The 23,721-nt window shown below is 71.4% G+C and carries 21 protein-coding genes and 1 pseudogene; 13 read left to right on the forward strand and 9 right to left on the reverse strand.

What is annotated here, in order from left to right; translation table 11 throughout:
- The 4 genes and pseudogenes from IEZ19_RS42705 to IEZ19_RS42720 all read right to left on the reverse strand — a co-directional run.
- A partial coding sequence (locus IEZ19_RS42705) for a catalase (protein ID WP_189316798.1) occupies positions 1-1,341 on the reverse strand: 1,341 nt, incomplete at its 3' end.
- Between the two features lie 524 nt (positions 1,342-1,865).
- Positions 1,866-4,640, reverse strand: coding sequence for a SpoIIE family protein phosphatase (locus IEZ19_RS42710; protein ID WP_229841490.1), 2,775 nt, complete (start codon positions 4,638-4,640; stop codon positions 1,866-1,868).
- Between the two features lie 99 nt (positions 4,641-4,739).
- Complete coding sequence (locus IEZ19_RS42715; RefSeq protein WP_268248748.1) at positions 4,740-4,922, reverse strand: oxidoreductase dimerization domain-containing protein; 183 nt, start codon at positions 4,920-4,922, stop codon at positions 4,740-4,742.
- A 110-nt stretch (positions 4,923-5,032) separates the two neighbouring features.
- Positions 5,033-5,308: pseudogene (locus IEZ19_RS42720) on the reverse strand (aldo/keto reductase); the annotation flags it as partial.
- 309 nt (positions 5,309-5,617) lie between these two features.
- Between IEZ19_RS42720 and IEZ19_RS42725 the strand changes: the two are divergent.
- The 13 genes from IEZ19_RS42725 to IEZ19_RS42780 all read left to right on the forward strand — a co-directional run bounded on the left by IEZ19_RS42725 (position 5,618) and on the right by IEZ19_RS42780 (position 18,139).
- A complete protein-coding gene (locus tag IEZ19_RS42725) occupies positions 5,618-6,571 on the forward strand; it encodes a phosphate/phosphite/phosphonate ABC transporter substrate-binding protein (protein ID WP_189316800.1) in 954 nt (317 codons plus the stop codon).
- Positions 6,568-7,452: a phosphonate ABC transporter ATP-binding protein gene (phnC, locus tag IEZ19_RS42730; RefSeq protein ID WP_229841491.1), complete on the forward strand. Its 885-nt coding sequence runs from the start codon at positions 6,568-6,570 to the stop codon at positions 7,450-7,452. Before IEZ19_RS42725 ends, phnC begins: the two co-directional genes overlap by 4 nt.
- Positions 7,449-9,179, forward strand: coding sequence for a phosphonate ABC transporter, permease protein PhnE (phnE, locus tag IEZ19_RS42735; protein ID WP_189316801.1), 1,731 nt, complete (start codon positions 7,449-7,451; stop codon positions 9,177-9,179). The genes phnC and phnE overlap by 4 nt, the downstream gene beginning before the upstream one ends.
- A gap of 196 nt (positions 9,180-9,375) precedes the next feature.
- The gene (locus IEZ19_RS42740) at positions 9,376-10,125 is read left to right on the forward strand and encodes a GntR family transcriptional regulator (protein WP_229841493.1); all 750 of its coding nucleotides are present in this window, start codon (positions 9,376-9,378) and stop codon (positions 10,123-10,125) included.
- The gene (gene phnG, locus IEZ19_RS42745) at positions 10,118-10,558 is read left to right on the forward strand and encodes a phosphonate C-P lyase system protein PhnG (protein WP_189316803.1); all 441 of its coding nucleotides are present in this window, start codon (positions 10,118-10,120) and stop codon (positions 10,556-10,558) included. Before IEZ19_RS42740 ends, phnG begins: the two co-directional genes overlap by 8 nt.
- On the forward strand, positions 10,555-11,181 hold the full coding sequence (gene phnH / locus IEZ19_RS42750) for a phosphonate C-P lyase system protein PhnH (RefSeq protein ID WP_189316804.1): 627 nt from the start codon (positions 10,555-10,557) through the stop codon (positions 11,179-11,181). The genes phnG and phnH overlap by 4 nt, the downstream gene beginning before the upstream one ends.
- A 1-nt stretch (position 11,182) precedes the next feature.
- A complete protein-coding gene (locus IEZ19_RS42755; RefSeq protein WP_189316805.1) occupies positions 11,183-12,268 on the forward strand; it encodes a carbon-phosphorus lyase complex subunit PhnI in 1,086 nt (361 codons plus the stop codon).
- Entirely contained in the window at positions 12,265-13,410 is a 1,146-nt protein-coding gene (locus tag IEZ19_RS42760) for a carbon-phosphorus lyase complex subunit PhnI (protein WP_189316806.1), read from the forward strand. Before IEZ19_RS42755 ends, IEZ19_RS42760 begins: the two co-directional genes overlap by 4 nt.
- On the forward strand, positions 13,407-14,369 hold the full coding sequence (locus IEZ19_RS51765) for an alpha-D-ribose 1-methylphosphonate 5-phosphate C-P-lyase PhnJ (RefSeq protein WP_229841494.1): 963 nt from the start codon (positions 13,407-13,409) through the stop codon (positions 14,367-14,369). Before IEZ19_RS42760 ends, IEZ19_RS51765 begins: the two co-directional genes overlap by 4 nt.
- Entirely contained in the window at positions 14,366-15,229 is an 864-nt protein-coding gene (locus IEZ19_RS51770; protein ID WP_268248750.1) for an ATP-binding cassette domain-containing protein, read from the forward strand. The genes IEZ19_RS51765 and IEZ19_RS51770 overlap by 4 nt, the downstream gene beginning before the upstream one ends.
- Positions 15,230-15,243: 14 nt before the next feature.
- Entirely contained in the window at positions 15,244-16,050 is an 807-nt protein-coding gene (locus tag IEZ19_RS42770) for an ATP-binding cassette domain-containing protein (protein ID WP_189316807.1), read from the forward strand.
- Entirely contained in the window at positions 16,047-17,267 is a 1,221-nt protein-coding gene (locus tag IEZ19_RS42775; protein WP_189316808.1) for an alpha-D-ribose 1-methylphosphonate 5-triphosphate diphosphatase, read from the forward strand. Before IEZ19_RS42770 ends, IEZ19_RS42775 begins: the two co-directional genes overlap by 4 nt.
- 8 nt (positions 17,268-17,275) lie before the next feature.
- Positions 17,276-18,139 carry an inositol monophosphatase family protein gene (locus IEZ19_RS42780; protein WP_229841495.1) on the forward strand — a complete coding sequence of 288 codons (864 nt, stop codon included), beginning with the start codon at positions 17,276-17,278 and terminating at the stop codon, positions 18,137-18,139.
- Between the two features lie 469 nt (positions 18,140-18,608).
- Here IEZ19_RS42780 and IEZ19_RS42785 read toward each other — a convergent pair whose 3' ends face one another.
- From IEZ19_RS42785 to IEZ19_RS42805, 5 genes are read right to left on the reverse strand one after another with little or no spacing between them, the layout of a single operon-like run.
- On the reverse strand, positions 18,609-19,385 hold the full coding sequence (locus IEZ19_RS42785) for a gamma-glutamyl-gamma-aminobutyrate hydrolase family protein (protein WP_189316809.1): 777 nt from the start codon (positions 19,383-19,385) through the stop codon (positions 18,609-18,611).
- Positions 19,382-20,899, reverse strand: a complete 1,518-nt coding sequence (locus tag IEZ19_RS42790; protein ID WP_189316810.1) for an aldehyde dehydrogenase — start codon at positions 20,897-20,899, stop codon at positions 19,382-19,384. Before IEZ19_RS42790 ends, IEZ19_RS42785 begins: the two co-directional genes overlap by 4 nt.
- Positions 20,896-21,609, reverse strand: a complete 714-nt coding sequence (locus IEZ19_RS42795; protein WP_189316811.1) for a gamma-glutamyl-gamma-aminobutyrate hydrolase family protein — start codon at positions 21,607-21,609, stop codon at positions 20,896-20,898. The genes IEZ19_RS42790 and IEZ19_RS42795 overlap by 4 nt, the downstream gene beginning before the upstream one ends.
- A gap of 2 nt (positions 21,610-21,611) precedes the next feature.
- Positions 21,612-22,325, reverse strand: a complete 714-nt coding sequence (locus IEZ19_RS42800) for a substrate-binding periplasmic protein (protein ID WP_189316812.1) — start codon at positions 22,323-22,325, stop codon at positions 21,612-21,614.
- A complete protein-coding gene (locus IEZ19_RS42805) occupies positions 22,322-23,719 on the reverse strand; it encodes a glutamine synthetase family protein (protein WP_189316813.1) in 1,398 nt (465 codons plus the stop codon). The genes IEZ19_RS42800 and IEZ19_RS42805 overlap by 4 nt, the downstream gene beginning before the upstream one ends.
- Positions 23,720-23,721: the final 2 nt, after the last annotated feature.

Genomic DNA, 23,721 nt, shown 5'->3' on the forward strand with positions numbered 1-23,721 from the left:
GTACCGCTCGCCCGCCTGCTTGTAGTCGTTGGCACGCGGGATGCGCTTGCGGGTGAGCCGGCCGCGGAGCTCCGGGCCCTGCTCCTCGTGGGTCGGGTAGTGGCCCTCGACCAGGCCGTTCATGATGGACGGCTCGTAGTTGACGGTGGGGTTCTCGCCGCCGCCGTCGATGTGGTAAGTCATCTGGCCGTCGCGCTGGTTAGTGCGCACCGTGGCGGGCTTCGGCAAGTTGACCGGGAGCTGCAGGTAGTTGGGACCCACGCGGTACCGCTGGGTGTCGCTGTAGGCGAAGGTGCGGCCGACCAGCATCTTGTCGTCGGAGAAGTCCAGGCCGTCGACGAGGACACCGGTGCCGAAGGAGATCTGTTCGTTCTCCGCGAAGTAGTTCTCCGGCATCCGGTTGAGGACCATGCGTCCGACGGGCTTGGCCGGGAAGTCGTTCTCCGGCCAGGTCTTGGTGTCGTCCAGGGGGTCCCAGTCCAGCTCCGGGTGGTCGTGGTCGTCCATCAGTTGGACGAGCAGTTCCCACTCCGGGTAGTCACCGCGGCTGATCGCCTCGTACAGGTCCTTGGTGGCGTGACCGAGGCTGTGCGCCTGGACGTTGGCGGCGTCCTCCTCGGTCATGCTGCGCACCCCGAGCCTGGGCATCCAGTGGTACTTGACCAGCTTGGTGTCGCCGTGGGCGTCCACCCACTTGTAAGTGTTGACACCGAACCCCTGCTGGTGACGGTGGTCGGCCGGGATGCCACGCGGACTGAACAGGTTGACGAGCATGTGCATGCTCTCGGGCGTCTGCGACATGAAGTCGAAGATGCGCGCCGGCTGCTGTTCGAAGGTGATCGGGTTCGGCTTCAGCGAGTGGATGACGTCCGGGAACTTGATCGCGTCCCGGATGAAGAAGACGGCCAGGTTGTTGCCGACCAGGTCCCAGTTGCCGTCCTCGGTGTAGAACTTGATCGCGAAGCCACGGGGGTCGCGGGCGGCCTCGGAGGAGTCCCGGCCGCCGATGACGGTCGAGAATCGGACGGCGACGTCTGTGAGTTTGCCGTGGTCCTGGAACAGCTTGGCGCGGGTGTACTTGCTGATGGGCTCGTCGCCCCATTTCCCGTACGCCTCGAAGTAGCCGTAGGCCGTCACACCTCGGGCGTGGACCACGCGCTCGGGGATCCGCTCCCGGTCGAAGTGGCTGATCTTCTCCAGGAACTGGTAGTTCTCGAGCGTCGCGGGACCCCGGGCCCCGACCGTACGCTGGTTCTGGTTGTCGTAGACCTGATGGCCCTGCCGGTTGGTGAGGATCTTCCGCTCGTCGGGAGCGGAACCCTCGCTCGATACGTCGGTCATGCTCATGGGCTCCTTCGCGTCGCCCCGGTGATGACAGGGGAGCGGCGATATGCGTCGTATCCGATGATTGCGCCGATCACCCCGATTACCCCCGTCTGACCTTGGGCGACACGCCGGACCGTGCCGCTTCGGCGGCGGCCGGCTCACCCGCTCCTCGGTGAGCCGGCGTGCCGCGCGGCGCCGACCTCCGCCGTCGCGGCCGTACGCCAACCCGCGAGGTGCCGGCGGGCGGCTGACCCGGCTGCCGCGCCCAGGTGGGCCGGGCGGGCGCCGGGGGGCCGAGCGGTCCGCCGCTGTGCCGCGCGGAGTGCCGGCACACCTTGACTTCCTCTCCCTCGTGGACGAGAGGGATCAACCGCCTGCCGTCCACTCTGACCAGCACGTTCCCTGCACTGGATCGGGCGGCAGCGACCTCCTCCCGGGCTTGACACAGGACCTCCAACCACGACTCCAGTTCCTCCTGCGCCCGCACCGCACGAGAAGCCCCTGATCATCGAGCAGGGGTTCCGTTTGCCACCACGTATTCACAGGGGTACGAGGGACTGCTCGGTCCAGATGACCTTGCCGTGGGCGCCGTACCGGGTGCCCCAGCGTTGGACCAGCTGGGCGACCATGTACAGCCCGCGACCGCCCTCGTCGGTGGTGCGGGCCCGGCGCAGGTGCGGGGAGGTACTGCTGCCGTCGGATACCTCGCAGATCAGTGTGCGGTCGCGCAGGAGACGCAACGTGATGGGCTCTCCGCCGTAGCGGATCGCGTTGGTAACCAGCTCGCTGACGGTCAGCTCGGTGGTGAACGCCAGCTCTTCCAGGCCCCACTGCGTCAGTTGTGCGATCACCTCTGCGCGGATCCGGGAGACGACGGCGGGTTCGGCGGGCACGTCCCAGGTGGCGACCTGGGCGGCATCCAGCGCCCTGGTGCGGGCCACGAGCACGGCGATGTCGTCGTCGGCGGGGCGGTCCGGCAGCAGTGCGTCCAGTACCCGGCAGGCCTGCTCCGGGGTCCGGCCTCGGTGGGCGAGCCCCTTGCGCAGCTGATCGAGCCCGAGCTCGACATCCCGGTTTCCGACGTGCTCGATCAGTCCGTCCGTGTAGAGGACCAGCAGGCTGCCTTCGGGCACCTCGACCTCGGCGGTCTCGAAGGGCTGGCCGCCCAGGCCGAGCGGGGGTCCCGCGGGCAACTCCAGGTACTCCACGGTGCCGTCGGGCAGGACCAGGGCCGGCGGGGGGTGGCCGGCGCGGGCCATGGTGCAGCCCCGGGTGGCCGGGTCGTAGACGGCGTACAGGCAGCTCGCACCGATGAACTCCTGGCTGCCCGGCTCCTCCCGGCTGCCCGTCTCCGCCTCCTCCTGGTCGAGGTGAAGCTGCCCGACCAGGTCGTCCAGCTGGGTGAGGACCTCGTCGACGGCGAGATCGAGGGAGGAGAAGTTGTGGACTGCGGTGCGCAGCCGGCCCATGGTGGCGGCGGCGTGCAGGCCGTGGCCGACGACGTCGCCGACGACCAGCGCCACCCGCGCCCCGGACAGCGGGATGACGTCGAACCAGTCCCCGCCGACCCCGGATCGTGCGGGCAGGTAGCGATGGGCCGCCTCCACGGCGTGCTGTGTGGGGAGGCCACGCGGCAGCAGGCTGCGCTGCAGGGCCAGGGCCACGGCGCGCTCGCGGGTGAAGCGGCGGGCGTTGTCGATGCACAGCGCCGCACGTGCGACCAGTTCCTCGGCCAGCGACAGGTCGTCCTCCTCGAAGGGCTCCTGGAGCCGGGAGCGGTAGAAGCTGACCACACCTAGCACGGTGCCGCGGGCGCGCATGGGCACAGTGATGAGTGAGTGGACCCCGGCTTCCAGGATCTTCTCGCCGCGGACCGGATCCTGGGCGTCCCAGCCCGCGGCCTTGGCCAGCTCCGGCTCCAGGACCGGCTCCCCGCTCATGAGACACCTGGCCTGCCGGCTGGACGCGGCGTAGGTGATCAGATCGCCCGCCTCACGGAGGTAGGAGCCCTCGTGGACACCGGCGATCGCCGCCCGGCGCAGCGGCCCGTCCACGCAGATCGGTTCCTCGCCGAGCAGGACTGCTTCCGGCAGGTCGACGGCGGCGAAGTCGGCGAACCGGGGGACGGCCACCTCGGTCAGCTCCTCGGCGGTCCGGGTCACATCCAGAGTGGTGCCCACACAGGCACCGGCGTCGTAGAGCAGCCCCAGACGCTCCCGGGCCCGTACGGCGATCCTGCCGATCCCGGGCTCCCCCACGGCCAGCAGCCATGGGCCGGTACACGCGGAGGGCTGGGCTGGAGGGCCGGCCGGGGCAGGGGCCGCCATCTGAGGTGTGGTCACGACAGCGGGCCTGTGGCAGGGCACGGCGACCGGCGATGCGGCCTCGGGCGCCGCCGGGGTGAGGCGACGCAGGACACCGGTGGGAAGGGCGGCCTCGACGGCGAAGCCTGTGACGCCGCAGGAGCTGGTGACCGGTCGGCAGAGGAGGATGGCCGTGCGCCCGCGCGGGAGCTGTACCTCGGCGAGACCGGCCCGCCCCGAGGAAATCAGCACAGTCGCGCTCTCCTCCAGAATCCGCTGATCGTGGCGGTCGAGCAGCTCGGTCGCCGGGATTCCCGCCTGGGCACCTCCGTTGGCCGTCGTCGGGCGGCGGGCCTCGTGGAACGCCTCGAGCAGGGCGCGCTCGCGGGACGTGGCGCGTTGGAGTAGCCGCTGTTCGATGCCGCGGGCCGCTTCGAGGGCCACGGTCAACATGGAAGAATCGGAGCGAACGCGCAGGCAGGTCAGGTCTAGCACCCCGATGACCTGCCCGCTCAGGGGATCGCGTACGGGCGCGCCCGCACAGGCGAGCCCGTCCAACTGGTCGGTGAAGTGCTCGCTGCCGCATACGAAGGCGGGTCGCCGCGTGGCCAGGACGGAGCCGACGCCGTTATTGCCGATGATCTCCTCAGGGAATGCGAACCCCGGGGCGACCTGGACGGAGTCGAGATACCGGTGGAGCGGGGCCTCGCCCACCTGGCGCTGGAGCAGCCGGGCGCGTTCGTCGCTGAGGAGCACGGTCACCCCGAGATCCGAGAGGCGGTTCCCCAGGGTCTCGAGTACGGGGCGTGCGGCGTCGGCGAGACTATAGACGTCGTCCGGGTCCTGCTGGTAGGGGAGGTTCTCGTGGTGGTCCGGCTCGAGGCCCAGGGACCGGCACCGTCGCCAGGAGGCCAGGATGGGGTCGCGCACGAGCGACCCCACCGGCATGTCCGCCAAGAGCCGGTCGCGGGCTTTGGAGAGAGTAGCGACGTCGTCCAGCCTGACCGCCACTTGATCCACTTCCTCTGGCCAGTTTGGTCTGGGCTCCAGTTTTCACCTACTGAAGGCAGATTTCCACCCGCTAAAGGCAAATGCCAGGTATCGCCCGGTTCAGCCGTGGGCATGCAGCGGCTTGCCCATCATGGCCGGCAACGCCTCACCGAGGGCCTCGTTCCGTGTCAGGTGGGCGTGGACGAGCGGGGCCAGGTCCTCGGCGGTGAGGCTGGTCCCGTAGATGACCTGGGCCTCGCCGATCAGTTCGCTGACGGGTCCGCCGACCATGGTGGGGCCCACGATCTGCCCGGCCGATCAGGGCACCGCCGACGGCCTGCACGTACGGCCGGTACGGCAGCGTCTGGGGCCTCCCGGCCATGTCGGCGGGTCGAGCAGCGCTCGCCTCACCTCTCGTCGCGGCGCAGCGCCAGGTCCTGCGTCGTCAGACGCCCGAAGTGGATCTCGGCGGAGCCGTACGGCGGGCCGTAGTTGTTGGCCAGGTTGTGGCGGGTGATGCCGAGGCCGAAGGCGCGCAGGGCGATCTCGCACCGGGTCTCGAAAGGCATGTCGTCCCGGAAGTTGTGACAGTAGCCCAGGGACAGCACGGGAAGGCCGAGTCCCAAGCGGCCGGTGCGCCGGTGGCGCGTGGTGCTGTTGTAGCGGTCGGGGTCGGCGACGTGGCTCATGCCGTGTCCCCTCCGGTGATGCGATGACGTGATGCGAAATGGGGACACCCGTGGTCCGGGAGTCACTCACCCGTGGTCCGGGAGTCACTCGGGAGTGCGCGCCCGACAGACCATAAAACAACTACATGGGATATGTCGGGTAATTCATGACATCGCAGCTTGTCCGGTCAAGCGGTGCGTCGCATTCCGCAAAGTTCAGCAGGCCGTAACCCTTTGGCGCCCATCGAAACATGCGATCTGCGGAGAGTGACGAGGGTGAACGGCGAGCGCCGCCCACCAGTCGTAAGACAGTCTCCGAAGGGCATTCCCATGCACCGCAAGGTCCGTATCGCTTTCGCAGCCGCCACGTGCACGCTGCTCCCCTTCGCCGTGACCGGTTGCGGCACCAGCGCAGCCGAGGGCTCGGGCAGCACCACCGAGGACGGCCGCGACCCCGACCAGCTGGTGTTCGCCGCCATCCCCTCCGAGGACTCCACCACCCTGGCGCAGACCTACGCCGGTGTCATCAAGCTCCTCGAGCAGAAGACCGGCAAGAAGGTCGTCATGCAGAAGGCGACCAGCTACGCCGCCGTCATCGAGGCCCAGCGCGCCCACAAGGCCGACATCGCCGGTTACGGGCCGCTCTCCTACATCGTCGCCAAGGACAGCGGTGCCGGTGTCGAGCTCGTCGGTGCGCCCGTCCCCGAGAAGGGCGGCAGCCCCGGCTACCAGTCGAACGGCTTCACCACGGCCAAGTCGAAGATCAACAGCCTGGCCGACTACAAGGGCAAGAAGATCTGCTTCGTCGACGAGAACTCGACCTCCGGCTACCTCTACCCGCGCGCCGCACTCAAGAAGGCGGGGCTGGAGGACGGCGACTACACCAAGGTCATGGCCGGCGGTCACGACGCCTCCGTGCTGGCCGTCGCGTCCGGCCAGTGCGACGCCGGCTTCGCCACCGACGACATGGTCAACCGCCAGCTGATCGAGCAGGGCAAGATCAAGAAGGGCCAGCTCAAGAGCGTCTGGAAGTCCGCGGAGATCCCCGGCTCCCCGATCGCCATCAGCAGCGACCTCACCCCGAAGCTGAAGCAGCAGATCGACGACGTCTTCCTCAACGAGGCCAACGCCGACTACCTGCGCTCCAAGGGCTTGTGCAAGAAGGACGAGGACTGCCTGATCGAGGGCAACTGGGGCTACGTCAAGGTCCAGGACTCGGACTACAAGAGCGTCCGTGACGTCTGCGCCGCCACGCGTGACAAGCAGTGCGAGTCGGGCTCGTGACGGAGGCCGGCGAGACCGTCGTACGGCTCGAGGGGCTGACCAAGCGCTTCGGCGAGGGCGACACCTCCATCCTGGCCCTCGACGACGTGTCGTTCGAGGTGCGCCGTGGTGAGATCGTCGCCCTCCTGGGCCTCTCCGGCTCCGGCAAGTCGACGCTGCTGCAGCACATCGACGGCCTGCAGACGGCCACCTCCGGCGGCGGCACCGTGCTCGGCACGGATCTCGCCGCCGCCGGGCCCGCCGAACTGCGCAGGCTGCGGCGCCGCATCGGCTTCGTGTTCCAGCAGTTCCACCTCGTGGGACGGCTGACGGTCCTGGAGAACGTGTGCCAGGGGGCGCTCGGCTCGCTGCGCGGCCCCCGGCTCGGCCTCTTCACGTATCCGAAGGCCGTCCGGGAGCGCGCCCTCGAGGGGCTGGAGCGGGTCGGGCTCGCCGACTGGGCGTTCCAGCGCGCCGACACCCTCTCCGGCGGGCAGCAGCAGCGCGTCGCCGTCGCCCGCGCCCTGATGCAGGAACCCGGGCTGTTGCTCGCCGACGAGCCCGTCGCCTCCCTGGACCCGGAGTCCTCCGGGCAGGTCATGCGGCTGCTGAAGGACATCGGGCAGCAGCGCGGACTGACCGTGCTGTGCAGCCTGCACCAGGTGGATCTGGCGCTGTCCTGGGCCGACCGGATCGTCGGGCTGCGCGCGGGACGCGTCGTCCTGGACGTGCCGACGCACGGCCTCGGGCGGGACGACATCATGCGGCTGTACACGGACCTCGAGGAGGAGGTCGTTCTCCCGGCCTCCGATGCCGTGGACGCCGATGCCGCGGGAGCCAAAGCCTCCGACGGTGACGAGGCCCCGACGGGCGTGTCCCTGGAGGAGGCCGGACGCCGATGACCGCCGTACTCGACCCGGCCGCCACCGGGACCCGGCGCACCCTGGCCCGGCCCGCCGCGGCCGGGATCGGTGCCGGCCTGGTGCTCCTCGCCTGTGTGGCCGCGGGCGTCTGGGCGTTCGCCTCGCTGAAGATCAACGTCCCCACGTTGGTGGACAGCGCCGGGAACGCCGCCGACTTCGCCTCCCGCATGGTGCCGCTGGACTTCCCGCCCCTGGGCGAACTCCTCGGCCTCGTATGGCAGACCCTGGCCATCGTCCTGTGCGCGACGGCGCTGTCCGTGGTGCTGAGCGTGCCGCTCGCCCTGCTGGCCGCCCGTAACACCACTCCCTCGGCGCCGGTCCGTATGGCGTCCCGCACCGTGGTCGTCCTCGCCCGCGCCGTCCCCGACGTCGTCTTCGCCATCGCCGCCTTCCGGATCTTCGGGCTCGGCGGCATGACCGGCGTCATCGCCCTGGGCCTGCACTCCGTCGGCATGGTCGGCAAGCTGTACGCGGACGCCGTCGAGGAGATCGACGAGGGACCCAGGAACGCCCTGCGCGCCGCCGGGGCCGGCCGCCTGCAGCAGATCACCGGCGCCGTGCTGCCCCAGGTGCTGCCCTCGCTGGTGGCCACGGCCCTGCACCGGCTCGACATCAACCTGAGGGTGTCGGTCGTGCTCGGCTTCGTCGGCGTCGGCGGGCTCGGCTACGCCCTGTCCACCGCCATCGGCCGGATCGACTACCAGCGGGCCATGGCGCTCGCCCTCGTCGTCCTGCTGCTGTGCTTCGCGGCGGAGTCGGTGTCCGGTGCCATCCGGCGCAACCTGCTGCACCAGGAGGAACCCCGGGGCAGGCGCCGGTTCGGCGGCCGGAGCACCCGGGCTCTGCCTGCCGCCGCGACGACCCCGGCGGAGCCGACGTCCGTCTCCGTGGCCGCGGTACCATCAGAACCTAGGGCCAACTCCCGTAGGATCAGCCATCGTTGGGATGCCCGGCGGGTGCGGCGCTGCGTCCTGCTGGTGCTCGGCCTCGCGCTCCTCGTGGCGTCCGCGGTGCGGTCCGATGTCTCGCCCGCGGCGCTGGGCAGGGGCCTGGACTCCCTGTTCCCGACCATCGGCGACTTCCTGCCGCCCAGCGGCGGGGGCATCTGGGCGACGCTGTTCGCCGACCTGTGGGTCACCCTGCAGATCGCCTTCGCGGGCACCCTCATCGGCCTGGTCCTCGCCCTGCCGCTGGGGACCCTCGCCGCCCGCAACGTGGTGCGTTCGCCCGCCGTGGCCCGGACCTTCCGGACCGTCATCCTGCTCGTACGCGGGATACCCGAGCTGATCCTCGCGATCGTCTTCGTGGTGGTCACAGGGCTGGGCGCGGTGGCCGGGTCGCTGGCGCTGGGCATCGGCTCGGTGGGCCTGCTCGGCAAGCTGGTCGCCGACTCGCTCGAGGAGATCGACTCCGGGCCCGCCCGTGCGGTGCTCGCCGCCGGAGCCACCCGCCGGCAGGTCTTCTTCGCGGCGATCCTGCCCCGAGCCTGGCCGGCCGTCCTGGCCCATCTGCTCTACCAACTGGACGTCAACATCCGCTCCGCGACCCTGCTGGGCATCGTCGGAGCCGGGGGCATCGGCTACGACCTGCTCAACGCGGCGCGGGTGCTCCAGTTCGACGTCGTCACGACGGTGGTCCTGCTGATCCTGGCCGTCGTCCTGCTGGTCGAGGGCGTTGCCATGTGGCTGCGCAAGGTATTCGCGTAGACCGAGTCGACGCCCCCTTTCACGAAGGCCCGCCGAGCGTGTTCGCCCGGCGGGCCTTCGCCGTTGCGTTCGGGAAGCGGACGGGCCCGGACCGGACATGGATGGGCGACAACTGTCTCCACTGTTCACGCAGGCGCGGGCCCGTGTTTCCTTTCGGGAACTTGTACGGACAAGGGCATACCGAATGATCAAAGACGTGACCAAGACAAGCCGGTACGCAGAGATAGCCGATGTCCTCGCCGAGGAGATCTCGGACCGCCCCTCCGGCGCCCGTATCTCCAGCGAACACGAGATCGCGGCGCGCTTCGGTGTCAGCAGGGCCGCGGCGAGAGCGGCTCTGCAGGAACTCGAGGGTCGTCTCATGGTCCGCCGGGTCCGCGGCGCGGGCACCTTCGTCAACCGCCCCATCGACTACGTCCTGTCTCAGCGCAAGGCCCCCTCCCTGCACAAGACGGTGGAGGATGCCGGCGGCACCGCCCGCACCGTGGTCCGCGAGATACGCCGGGTGAGGCTCGACGAGCGGCGGGCGGCACGCCTGGAGCGGCCCGAGGGCAGCGAGGCACACCTGCTGGTCCGTCAGTCCTACATCAACGGACTGATCAGCGGCTGGTCACAGGAGCACATCCCGGTCGACCTGCTGCCCGAACTCGACGCGGCGGTCCACGCCGTGGAGTCGCTCGACTCGATCCTGCGCCAGATGTGCCGGGTCACCCCGGTCCGCGCCTGGTGCCGGGTCAGCTACACGCTGCCGGGACCCGAGGTCGCCGCCGGCCTGGAGGCCGAGCGCCACCGGCCGGTGTGGCTGGTGGAGAGCCTGAGCCGGGACGCGGACAGCGCTCTCGCGGTCATGTGCAGCGACACCTGGAGCCGTCCCGACTCGACGCGGATCATCGTCGAGCTCGACGGCCCCTGGAACCAACGAACGGAAGGAGAATGGCGTGCCTGACACGCTGACTCGTGAACGGCGCAGCGAGCTGCTGGCCGCCGCAACCCACGAGGAGATAGTCCCGCTGGCCGAGCGGCTGCTCGCCGACGGGGCGGTGCCCGAGCCCACCGTGGTCAAGGCACCGGAGACCGGCATGGTGATGCTCCAGGTCCGCGAACCCGTCGAGGAGATCCGCTTCTACCTCGGCGAGGTCCTGGTCACCGAATGCTCCGTCGACCTCGACGGCACCCCCGGCTGGTGCATGCGCTCCGGTGACGACCGCGTCGCGGCCCTCGCCGGCGCACTGCTCGACGCCGCGGCCGCCGCCGAACTGCCCGCCACCGCCGAGATCGACGCCCTGTGCGCCGCCGTCGCCGAGCGCCTCGCGCGTGCCGACGCCGCCGAGTGGGCCGAAGTCACCGCCACCACCGTGAAGTTCGAGGAACTGACATGACCGCCGTCGCCAACCAGGGCACCAGGATCCGCGCCCTGCACCGCGAACCCCAGGAATCCCAGCGGGACTTCACCGTCCTGCTCGACGTGCTCTCCCGGCCCGGCCGCGTACGCCGCCTGGACGCACCCGAGTTCGCGCCCACCGCGGCCGTCGCCGCCTGCGGGCTCGGTGACGTCGAGGTGCCGACGCTGGTACTCGCCGAGGACGGCGACCCCTGGGTCGAGGCCGTCCACGCCGCTACGGGCGCCCCGCGCGCCACGGCGGCCAAGGCGCGCGCGGTCGTCGCCCTGCGGCCGCTGGCCGACGAGGACCTACGCTCCCTGCCGCGCGGCGACGCCCTGAACCCGGAGCTCGGGGCACGCATCTTCGCCCAGGTCGAGTCGCTGGCCGAGGGCGAACACCCCGCGGACGACGCCCTCGTCCTCGCCCTCACCGGGCCGGGCGTCCGCAAGGAGAACCGGCTGACCGTACGCGGGCTGAGCCGCGACACGGTCACCGCGCTCGTCGAGGCCAACAGCTCCTTCCCGCTCGGCGTCGACACCTTCCTGGCCGCCCGGGACGGCTCCGTCGCCGGACTGCCGCGCACGACCCGCGTGCGCGTCGTCGCGGACGGAGGCTCCTGACATGGGCTACTCGGGAGTCCGCGGCGGCCAGGAGGCCATCGCCGCGGCCGAACGCCTCGTCAGGGAGGCCCGGTTCGGCGGCAGCAGCCCCTGGCTCGAACTGGACCAGATCACCAGGCACCTGAACCTCGCCGTCGACCGGGTCTCCGGCGAAGGCGGCCTGTGGGCACCAGACCTGGCGGCCCGCGCCATCCGCCAGGCACAGGGCGACCTGCTGGAAGCGGCCCAGTTGCTCCGCGCCCACCGCTCCACCCTGCCCCGTCTGGGCTACAGCCTGCCCGTGGAGAGCGCCGAGCTGACCGTCGTACGACGCGTGAGCCCCGCCCACCGCAACCCACCGGGTGGTCAACTCCTGGGCCGGACAGACGACTACACGCCCAGAATCCTGGAGACGGAGGACACCGGCGACATGGGGGACACGGCGCCCGCGTCGCATCCGTCGCCGTCGGACTCCGCCGCATCGGACGCCGTGAGCCGGTCAGGCGCCCGCGACCTCGCCGCCGGACTGTACGAGCAGGGCCTGCTGGCCGGCCGGCACAGGGGCGACGACCCCGAGCCCTACGACATCACCCGGGCCCCGGCCCGTCCGGGCACCCCGCGCTCGGCCCGCCTGTCCGCGCTGGCCCGCGCGGAGACCGGTTCGCTCACCCACCTGTGGTACGTCAACGCCCACAACCCGCTGCGCGGCGGAGCGGAGATCCCGCTCGAACTCCGGCGCGGACGGCTGCCGCTGAAGGTCACCCACCCGCACACCGGCCGGCCCGTCACGGTCGCCCGGTGCCCCGTCACCGAGGCCCGCACCGTCCGTTCCACCGACCGGCCCCGCCCCGGCGGCAGCCGCTTCGACCTCGGCTACGGACTGTGCTTCGGCGAGAACGAGCCCAAGGCAGTCGCCATGGCCGGACTCGACCTCCTCGTGCACCGGGACCCGCACACCGAACACCTGGAGCAGAAAGTGCTCATCGCCCTCGACGGACCGGAGGCATCCGGCTTCCTCGAACACCTCAAACTCCCGCACTACGTCGACTTCCGCTCGACGATCGAGCGGGTCCAGGCCGTCCGCGCGGCTGCGGGGGAAGCACGATGAGCACCATGAACGCCCCTGCGGCATCGGTCACTTCGGCGTCAGCACCCTCCGTCCCCGCCGCACCGCGCCCCGACCAGCTCACCGAGCGGCTGGGCCTCGGCATCGACCGGGTGATGGCCGAATCGGGCCTGTGGGCACCGCAGTTGGCGGCCCGCGCCTTCGGCCAGGCACGTGGTGACGTGACCCGGGCGACACAGCTGCTGCGTACCCACCGCACCTCACTTCCCCGGCTGGGCCGCAGCCTTCCCGTCCGGGCCGGCGAGTTGAGGGTGGTGCGCCGGATCAGCTCCGCGTTCCGCAACCCGCCCGGCGGCCAAGTCCTCGGCCGCACCCTCGACTACGTGGGCCGCCTGCTCGACCTGCTGCCCGAGGAGGAGGGCCGGCAACGGGCCGTGCTGGCAAGCGAGTCGGCACACGAACACCACGATCACCACGGCCACGAACACCCTGGCCACGAACACCCGCAGCACGGCCACGAGGACGAGGTCGAGCGCGCTCCCGGCCATGTCCTGTCCGTCTTTCGCGAGATGGACATCGTCGCCCCACCCGGCGACCACGACGATCCCGAGCCGTACGACATCACCCGGCACCCGGCACGCCCCGGCGTCCCCCGCTCGGCACTGCTGCAGACCATGGCCCGCGCCGACACCGGAGCCCTGCTGTACCTGTGGTACGGCTCCGAGTGGAAGCCCGGCGGCCAGGAGGCCCACGAGGTTCCCGGAGAGTTGAGGCACGGCTTCCTGCCCATACGGGTCGAGCACCCGCACACCGGCCGCCCCGTCACCGTCGGCGACGTCCGGGTCAGCGAGGTCGTGAGCTTCCACAGCCTGACCCGGGCGAGCGAACTGCCCCGCCACCTCGACGTCGGCTACGGAATGTGCTTCGGCCACAACGAGCGCAAGGCCATCTCGATGGCCGGAGCCGACATCCTGCTCGGCCACTACGAGGGCACCGAACGCGCCGCCGGACTCCAGCACGACGTGCTGCTGACCCTCGACGGCCTGGACATCACCGGCTACACGGAGCACCAGAAGCTGCCGCACCACGCCGAGTACCGCTCGGTCCTCGAACGCGCCACCGCGGCCGCCGCGCACCAGGCCGGCCCCCACCGCACCGGCCCTCACCCCGGAGACACCGCATGACCACCTACCCCACCACCGAGATGCCGTCGACGGACACCGCCGTCCGCCGCACCGACCGTCTCGCCGGACCCGCACCCCGCCCCGGCATCTTCGACGAGCTGTCCAAGCGGGAGATCCGCCGGGCCGTGCTCAGCGGCATCGCCATCCCCGGCTACCAAGTTCCCTTCGGATCCCGGGAGATGCCCGTGGCCCGCGGCTGGGGCTCCGGCGGCCTGCAGGTCACCCTGTCGCTCGTCGGGCAGGACACCCGCCTCAAGGTCATCGACCAGGGCGAGGACGCGGGAGTCAACGCGTCCAACCTGCGCCGCCTCGTCGTCGGCCATGTCGGCTGCGAGGAGGAGACCGACACCCGCGAGGCCGACGTCATCCAGTCCCGCCACCGCATCCCCGAACAGCCCCTGCAAGACGGACAGGTGCTCGTCCTTCAGGTGCCGGGCGCCGAGCCGCTCGCCGGGATCGTCAAGAACATGGACGAGCAGCGCCGCATGCACGCCGAGGCCGACTACTCCAAGATGTGGGTCCGGCTCTACGAGGACATCGTCCACAACGGCCTCATCACCAATGCGGCCGGCTACCCCGTCCTGGTCGAGGGCCGCTACGTCATGACGCCCAGCCCCATCCCGCGCTGGGACGTGCCCAAGCTGAACCACTCCGAGGGCGTCACCGTCCTGTCCGCCGGACGCGAGAAGCGCATCTTCGCCGTCCCCCCGCACACCCTGGTCGAACCCCTCACCTTCGAGGACAGGCCGTTCGAGGTCGAGCGCACCCCCGGCGCTGCCTGCCGGCTGTGCGGCTCGGACGACACATACATCGTCCAGGAGCCGGGCCCCGACGGCACGTTCAGCACCTGGGTCTGCTCCGACACCGACTTCTGCCGGCGCCGCCGCGCAGGCGACGCCCCCGAAGTCACCGCCCTCGAGGCGGCCTTGGCCCACACCCGCGAGGAAAGCACCATATGAGCACCCCCGTTCCCCTGGCCCCGCCCACCTGGGCCCTGAAGGTCGAAGGCCTCGGCCGTATCTACGGCGATCCCTCGGCCGCCTCCCTGGCCGGCACCGGACCCGAGCACGGCACCGCTGTCTCGCCCGCGACCGGCGCGGTCGTCGCCGCCTGGGACGTCGACTTCGACGTCGCCCCGGGCGAAGCCCTCGGCATCATCGGCGAGTCGGGCTCCGGCAAGTCCACCGTCATGCGCTGCGTCGCCGGTGACGAGATCGCCACCGCGGGCACCATCGCGCTGCGCGGCGTCGACGCCGGCACCACCAACATCCGCGACCTCGACCCCTCCGCCCGGCGCAGGCTCCGCCTGGACCAGATCTCCGCCGTCTACCAGGACCCAGCGGCCGGACTCAACCTCGACGTCTCCGCCGGCGGCAACATCGCCGACCCGCTCACCGCCATCGGCTGGCGCAACTACGGCCGCATCCGGGAACGCGCCGCGCAGCTCCTCTCCCGCGTCGAGGTACCGCTCGACCGCATGGACGACCCGGTGCGCTCCTTCTCCGGCGGCATGCGCCAGCGCGTGCAGATCGCCAAGGCCCTGGCCAACGACCCGCCCGTGCTGCTCCTCGACGAGCCCACCACCGGCCTCGATGCCTCCGTCGCCGCCGGCGTCCTGGACCTGCTGCGCGGGCTCCTCGAGGAGACCGGCGTCGCCGCTGTCGTCGTCAGCCACGACTTCGGCGTCATCGAGATGCTCACCCGCCGCGTCCTGGTGATGCAGCACGGCCGCGTCGTCGAGTCCGGACTCACCGACCAGCTTCTCGAAGACCCCCAGCACCCCTACAGCCAGCAGCTCGTCGCGGCGGCCCGAGGATGAGGACGGACATCACCATGACAACCACCACCCAGCCCATCGCCGACGCGGACACCGGGCCCGCACCCGGCGCCGTCCTGTCGGTGCGCGGGCTGCGCAAGGACTTCACCCTCCACACCATCGACGGACGCACCGTCGGCGCTCTGCACGGCGTCGACCTGGACGTCGGCCCCGGCGAGCACGTCGCCCTGGCCGGCACCTCCGGGGCCGGCAAGTCGACCCTGCTGCGCTGCGTCTACCGCACCTACCTCACCGGAAGCGGCCACATCTGGTTCCGCACCGAGACCGGCGAGAGCGTCGACATCGCGGCTCTGCCCGACGCAGAGGTCGCCCAGTTGCGCGGCCACGAGATCGGCTACGTCTCACAGTTCCTGCGCTCCCAGCCGCGCCGCTCCGTCCTGTCCATCGTCGCCACGGCAGGTGTCGCCCGCGGCATGGACCGCGAGGCCGCCCACGACGCGGCCGCGGCGGCACTGCGCCAGGTCGGCATCGACGAACAGCTGTGGGACATGCACGCCACCGTCCTGTCCGGCGGCCAGAAGCAGCGCGTCAACATCGCCGCGGGCACCATCTCCCCGCCCCGGCTGCTCCTGCTCGACGAGCCCGTCTCCGCCCTGGACCCGGCCAACCGTGCCGCCGTCCTCGACCTCATCGCCCGCCTCGAGGAGACCGGCACCGCCGTCCTCTCCGTCTTCCACGACCTCGACGCCATCGAGCGCCTCGCCACCCGTGTCGTCGTCCTCGGCGGCGGCAAGGTCCTCGCCACCGGCGCGCCGGAGGACATCCTGCGCGACCCGTCCCTGCCACTGGAGGTGGCCCGATGAGCCGCTACATCTTCGCCCACGCGCGGGCGGTACTGCCCACCCACGTTCTCGACGACGCCGTTGTCGTCGTCGAGGACGGCCGGATCGCCGAGGTCACGCAGGCCGTGCCGGGACGCATCCCCGCCGAGGCCCGCGACCTGCGCGGCGCACTCCTGCTGCCCGGCATCGTCGACACCCACAGCGACGCTCTGGAGAAGGAGCAACGCCCGCGCCCCACCGTCGAGTTCCCGCCCGAGTTCGCGGTTGCCAGCTTCGAGGGCAGGGTCCGCGCCGCCGGTGTCACCACCATGCACCACGCGGTCAGCTACCAGACCCATGTTCTCAAGGACCGCAGCATCGACCGCTCCCTCGCCCTCGCGGCCGCGGTACGGGAACGCGCGGCCGCCGGAGTCAGCCTTGTCGACCACCGGCTGCTGCACCGCCTCGACGCCCGCGAGGCCGAGGCCCTCGACACCCTCAAAGGCGTCCTGGACTCCCTGCCGGACACCGGCGTACCGCCCCTGGTCTCCTACGAGGACCACACCCCGGGCCAGGGCCAGTACCGCGACCTCGACTCCTTCCGGCGCATGATCCAGCAGCAGGAGAGGATCAGCGAGGCCGAGGCCGAGGAGTTCGTCCAGCGACGCATCGCCGCCCGCGCCGACGGCATCCCGCAGCGCGCCGTCGCCCTCGCCTACCTCAGTGAGCAGGCCAAGTCCGGGCGCATCCGCCTCCTCGCCCACGACGTCGAGTCCGCCACCGAACTCGCGCAGGTCCGCGAGGCCGGCGCCGCCGTCGCCGAGTTCCCGACCACCGTCGAGGCCGCGCGCGCCGCGAAGGAGGTCGGCATGCCCGTCGTCGCCGGAGCCCCCAACGTCCTGCGCGGCGGCTCGCACAGCGGCAACGTCAGCGCCGAGGAACTCATCGCCGCCGGACTCGTCGACAACCTGTCCAGCGACTACATGCCGACGACGCTGCTCGCCGCCGCCGTACGGCTCGCCGAGCGTGGTGTCGTACCGCTGCACAGCGCCGTGTCCCTGATCACCGCTGGGGCCGCCCGCACCGCCGGGCTCGAGGACCGCGGCGCCATCATCCCCGGCCTGCGCGCCGACCTGACCGTGGTCACCGCGCACGCGGGGCAGAACACCGTACGCATGACCCTCCTCGCGGAGGAGTCCCTCGACAGCGGTGAGGCCCCGGTCTCCGTGGCCGTCCTGCTCAGCACCACGGGACGGTGAGACCAGTCATGACCGACACCACAGCCATGGGCGGCACGACCGGCGGCCTCGGCAGCCTTCCGGAGAACGCCAACCCGGCGCTCGTCGCCGCCGCCAAGGGAGCTGCCGAGGCCTACCGGGCCGCACGCGCCGCCCATGACCGGCGGGCCCTCGCCGAGACCGTCGCGATGGGCGCGGACGGCACGCCGACCATGCGCATCGACCGGATCGTCGAGGACGCCGTCATCGACGCGCTCACCAAGCACCCCGTCAACATCCTGTCCGAGGAGAGCGGCTGGATCGACAAGGCCAGCGCCTACTCCCTGGTCATCGACCCGCTCGACGGCTCGGCCAACGGTGCCGCGGGTGTCCCGCTGACCGCCTTCGCCGGAGCCGTCGCGGTGGACGGCGAGTTCACCGAGTCGCTCACGGTGTGGCTGGACACCGGGCGGGTGTGGTGGGCCCACCGTGATACGCCGACGCCGTACCGGACTTCCGGCCGCACCACGCTGGACGGCGCCGCGCTGTCGATGCTTCGCCCGCACACCGCCAAGCCCGGCCCCGCCGCGGCCTGGTGGGCGGCGGCATCGCGTGCCGCCCGCGTGCGCATTCTCTCCACGACCTGTCTGGAGGCGGCACTTGTCGCCGAGGGCGCCACCGACGCCTTCGCCGACGCCTGCTCCGACACCCACCGTCTCGTCGACCTCGCGGCCGCGCAGGTCATGGTGACACGGGCGGGCGGAGCCGTCCGCGACGTGCACGGCCGGGGCATCGTCCTCGACACCGACCTGACCCGCCGCTGGTCGGGCGTCGTCGCGGCGACCCCGGACCTCGCGGACGAACTGGCGGAGGTGCTGGCGGACGCCCAGAAGGATGCGGATCAGGCGGACTGACCGGCTCCGGGCCGGCCTGACGCCCGCAGGTTGCGGCGGCAGAGCGGGAGGGCGGGCGTTGCCGAGCGGCAGGGCGACGCAGTCGTAGTAATTCCACGACATGGCAGCCGAAAGCTGCGGCGAACGCACGGCGGCGGGGCCGAGGGCGCGCAGCCGGCCCTACGGATCTTCGTGGGTCGTGCGTTCGCCCGCGCCGGGCGGCGCCCCGGTGGAGAGTGAACCGGAGAGGGCTTCAGCCGGACCGACTTCCCGAGGCGTCCCCGTCGGGCCAGTATCTGTCGTTGCTGCGCGGAGCCGATCGGCCAGGACCGCTGCGCCACCCGGCACAGTTGTCGGTGCGGGCCCACGCGTCGTCGGCCAGGAGCAGCTGTGGGCAGGGGCGGCTGTTGCCACGTGGTCGCCCCGGCGCCGGACCACGATCGTCGCAGCCGGAGCCCAAGCCGTCCGCCCGGGCTCCGGCTGTGCGAGGTCATCGGTCGCAGGCGGCCAGGAACCCGCTGAAGAGGCGCATCCGGTGGTGGTCGGAACCGTCGGGGTCCTCGGGGTGCCACTGCACACCCACCACCCACCGCTCTTGATGCTCGACCGCCTCGATCACCCCGTCCTCGGCGTGCGCCACCGCAACCAGCCCATCGCCGACTGCGGACACCGCCTGATGGTGGCCCGACCGCACGGTCAACCGGCCGGCACCGGTGAGGGTGGCCAGCCGCGAGCCCTCCGTCACCGTCACTTTCTCGTCGAGGAACAACGGTTGGCCCGGACCGCCCCGGTGCAGCCGGTAGTCCTCCAGGTCGGGGACCAGAGTGCCGCCGAAGGCGATGTTGACGAGCTGTGAGCCGCGGCAGATGCCCAGCACCGGCCGCTTCGCGGCTGCCACCGCCCGGACGGCGGCGATGCAGTGATCGTCCGCCCGGCGGTCCACGCCGTAGGAGTTGGGCACCGGCCCGTCGGCCCCGTACAACTCCCCGTCGACATCGCCGCCGCCGAGCAGCAGCACCCCTTCGTAACCGGCGGTCGCCGCCGGGTCGCCGAGCCGGTCGGCGGAGGTGTCGACCAGTTCGTAACGGGCGCCCAGAGCGTGCAGGGTGGTCAGCGCCGTGCGCGTGAAGCGCCGCACGAGCTCGGCGACCGGCTCGGTCAGATCCGGGAAGTTGAGCGAGACCAGGACCGCGATCCGTGGGCCGTCGGCGGGGGGCGCGCCGTCCGGTTCCACCTCGTGCCGGTGCACCACCGGGCTGTCGCTCACAGCTTGATCCAGGTGGTCTTGAGCTGGGTGTACTTCTCCAACGCGTGCAGCGACTTGTCGCGGCCGAAGCCGGACTGGGCGTAACCGCCGAACGGCACCGTGATGTCGCTGTCGTCGAAGCAGTTGACCCAGACCGTGCCGGCCCTGACCGCCCGGGACATGCGGTGCGCGGTGGAGAGGTCCCGCGTCCACACCGCGGCGGCAAGGCCGTAGTCGGTGCCATTGGCGATGCGCACGGCTTCCTCGGGGTCCTCGAACTCGACGACTGCGAGAACCGGGCCGAACACCTCCTGCTGGGCGAGGCGCATCCCGGGATCGACCCGGTCGAAGACGGTCGGCTCCACATAGCAGCCGCCGGTCTCCGTCAGCACCCGGTTGCCGCCGAGCACCGCTTGCGCGCCGTCCTCCACCGCGCCCTGGACATGGCCGAGGACCCGTTCCAGGTGCTTCTCCTCCACCAGCGCCCCGATCCCGGTCCGCGGGTCGAGCGGGTCGCCCACGACGGTCCGGCTCGCCTCCGCCACCACCAGGTCGAGCAGTTCGTCCTTGACGGAGCGGTGCACCAGCAGGCGCGACCCCGCGGAGCACACCTCGCCCTGGTTGAAGAAGATGCCCCCGGCGACCGCCTTGGCGACCACCGCCAGGTCGGGTGCGTCGGGGAGCACGATCTGCGGCGACTTCCCGCCCAGCTCCAGGGACACCTGCTTGAGGTTGGACTTGGCCGCGTACTGCATGAACAGCCGCCCGACCTCGCCGGAACCGGTGAAGGTGATCGCGTCCACCCCCGGGTGGAGACCAAGCGCGGCACCGGCCGTCGGCCCGAAGCCGGTCACCACGTTGAGGATCCCGTCCGGCACCCCCGCCTCGGTGGCCAGCTCGGCGAAGCGCAGTGCGGTGAGCGGGGACTGCTCGGCCGGTTTGAGGACCACCGCATTGCCCACCGCGAGGGCGGGCGCGATCTTCCACACCGCCATCATCAGCGGGAAGTTCCACGGGACCACCGCGCCGACGACGCCGAGCGGCTCCCGGGTGATGGTGGCAAGCACGTCCCGCCCGGCCGGCGCCACCTCGTCGTACTGCTTGTCGACTGCCTCGGCGTAGAAGTCGAGGGCCTGTACCGTCACTCGCAGGTCCACCGCCAGTGCGTCGGTGAAGGGTTTGCCCATGTCGACGCTTTCCAGCAGCGCCAGCTCCTCGGCATGCTCCTCGACCAGTCGTGCCAGCCGCTGCAGCACCGCCCGTCGCTGCCTCGGGTGCAGGTCCGACCAGACGCCGCTCTCGAAGGCACGGCGGGCATCGGTCACGGCGCGGTCGACGTCCTCGGCGCCGCCCGCCGCGACCTGTGCGATCGCCTGGCCGTCGCGCGGCGAGATCCGCTCGAACGTCGCGCCGTCGAGGGCGTCCACCTGCTGTCCGCCGATGTACAGCCGGGTCGCCAAGGACAGGCCGGCGAACCGCTTCTCCAGTTCGTCGCGCCGGGCCAGGGCCGCGGCGGTGTCCAGGGTCGCGCTCATGCGGCGACCTCCTTTCGGATTCGGGCACGGTCGATCAGGTCGGCGAAGAGGGCGGCGTCCTGCCGGGAGGAGGTCGCCAGGTCCTCCGGGTGCCACTGAACGGCGAGCAGGTCCGCAGAACTGTGCTCCAGCGCCTCCACGCAGCCGTCGGCGGACCGTGCCGTCACCCGCAGCCCTCGGCCGACCCGGTCCACCGCCTGATGGTGGTACGAGGAGACGGTGAAGGCCTGCGAGCCCACCACGGCCTCCAGCCGGGAGCCGCCCTCGGCCGTCACCTCGTGCAGCGCGTCCAGGTGCTCCACAGGGCCCGGAGGCAGGTGCTGGACCAGGGTGCCGCCGCAGACGGTGTTGACCACCTGCAGGCCGCGGCAGATCGCCAGCGTCGGAATGCCCAGCTCCAGCACCGCCCGGGCGGCGGCCAGGTCGAGTGCGTCCTGCTCGTCATGGTCGGGTGAGGTCTCCGGATGCCGGTCCTGGCCGTAGTGGACCGGATCGAGGTCGGAGCCGCCCGGCAGCAGCACGCCCGCGAAGCCGGACATCCGCCGCGGCAGGTCGAGCAGTTGGCCACGGTCGGCGCCGTGCAGCACGACGGGTTCGCCGCCGGTTGCGAAGACCGCCTCGCAGACCGCCTCGGCCGCGACGGTGGCGCTGAACCGCAACCCGGAGACGGAGGCGGCACGGCGGCCGACGACGAGGATCAAAGGCCGCATGCTCACCCCTCCGTCCCACCGTCGAACGGGTACTCCAGCTCCGGCAGCCACCGCGCCCAGGCCTTGGACAGCCGTCCGTCCGCGATGATCCGGCCCAGCGCCCCGTCCAGTTGCGCGCGCAGCTCGGGCCGGTCCTTGGCGGTGCCGATGGCCCAGCGGTTGCCGGTGCGCACGGTGAAGGCGAGGTCGAAGTCCGGGTGGTCGCCCAGCGGGACGAAGACCACGTCGTCGTCGACCACCGCATCCACGGCCCCGGTGCGCAGCGCCTGAAGCATGTCGCCGAAGACGTCGTCCGAGCCGCCGCCGAAGGGCACGGTGACCGCTCCCTCGAAGGTCTCGGCCAGCGCCATGTTGGTGGAGCCCTCGATCGCGGCGACCCGGCGGTCGCGCAGGTCGACCACGCTGTGCACCGGATCCCCTCGACGGACCAGCACCGATTCGTGGAAGACGGCGTACGGCCGGGTGAAGTCCACCAGTGCGGCGCGGGCCTCGGTGACGCCCTGGCCGCACAGCACGGCGTCCGCGTCACCGCGTCGCACGGCGGGCAGCATGTCCGCCCAGGGCAGGTAGACCCACTCCAACGGGCGGCCCAGCTCGGCGGCGACCAGTTCGCCGACGGCCGGTTCGTAGCCGCGCCGCCCGGCCACCGGGTCGGCGAGGTGGAACAGCGGTGGGGCCTCGGAGTCGATGCAGGCCAGACGCAGCGGCGCGGTCACGGGGTCTCCTCCGCGTACATCATGTGCTCCCAGTCGGTGACGACGCCGCAGTACCTGGCCCACTCGTCGCGCTTCAACTCGCTGTACAGCTCCACCAGTTCGGAGCCGAGCGCGGCCTTGACGACCTCATCCGCGGCGAAGGCGTCCAGGGCTTCGCCGAGGGTGAGCGGCAGCTTGGCGAAGGTGACGTCGCCGGTGTAGCTGGAGCCGCGCTGGGCCGGTCCCGGGTCGATCCCGTTGTCCAGGCCGTCCTGGATGGCGGCGAGCAGTACGGCGTGTGACAGGTAGGGGTTGACCATGGCGTCCGGCAGCTTGAACTCCAGCCGGCCGTTGGCCGACAGGCGCACGGTGCAGGTCTTGTTGTCCATGCCCCAGTTGATCTGGGAGGGCGCGAACTGGCCCGAATCCCAGTACCGCTTGTAGGAGTTGACGGTGGAGCCCATGACGGCCATGGACCCTGCCGCATGGGTGAGGATGCCACCGAGGGCGTGCCGTCCGATCTCGGTGAGGTGCAGCTCCTGCACGCCCGGTTCGGCGAGCACATTCTGATTGCCGAGCCACAGGCTGAGATTGTGGTGACAGCCGTTGCCCATCATGCCGGTGGCGGGCTTGGGCATGAAGCTGGCCGTCACGCCGAGCTCGCGGGCCACCTGGCGGCAGATCTGCCGGTAGACGATCAGCCGGTCGGCGGTCAGGTCGGCGTGGTCGTACATCCAGTTGAGTTCGAGCTGGCCCGGGTCCTCGTAGTCGCCCTCGATCATGTCCAGGCCGAGTGCCCGCGCGTAGCCGATGACCTTCTGGTAGATCGGGCGGTACCGCTCCAGGTGGTCGACGTGGTACGCCGGGCTGGAGCCGGGACGGAACCGGGCGTCCAGGCCGGGGCCGCTCCAGGTCATCTCGGGCTCGCAGCCGGTGCGCAGCTGAAGTCCGGTGCGCTCGGTGAAGTCGGCGTGCAGCCGCAGCAGGTTGCCGCGCACGTCGGTGGCCAGCGGCTGCCCGCCGATGCCGGGCCGGTGGTCGGGCTCGTAGAGCCGGCAGAAGAAGCGGCCGACGGTGTTGTCCCACGGCAGGACGGCGAAGGTGTCGAGGTCGGGCACGGCGGTGAACTCGGCTGCCTCGGCGCCGCCGCCCAGCAGGTTGCCGGCCCGGTCGACCTGGAGGTCGGAGACCGCGGTGCGGTGCAGCTGGACGCCCTTCTCGGCGTTGCGCACCAGGTGCTCGGCGGGGACGACCTTGCCGACCACTCGGCCGGTGACGGTGACGGCCTGGTAGTAGAGGTACTGCACGCCGGCTTCGGCGATGCGGGCCTGGATCTCCGTGATCGCGGCCTGGTCGGTGTTGCGTTCGCGGTGCCTGTCCAGCGCGGTGGCGCTGGGGATGACGGTGGATGTCATGG

This window comes from Streptomyces brasiliensis (genome assembly GCF_014647875.1).
GTDB lineage: Bacteria > Actinomycetota > Actinomycetes > Streptomycetales > Streptomycetaceae > Streptomyces > Streptomyces brasiliensis.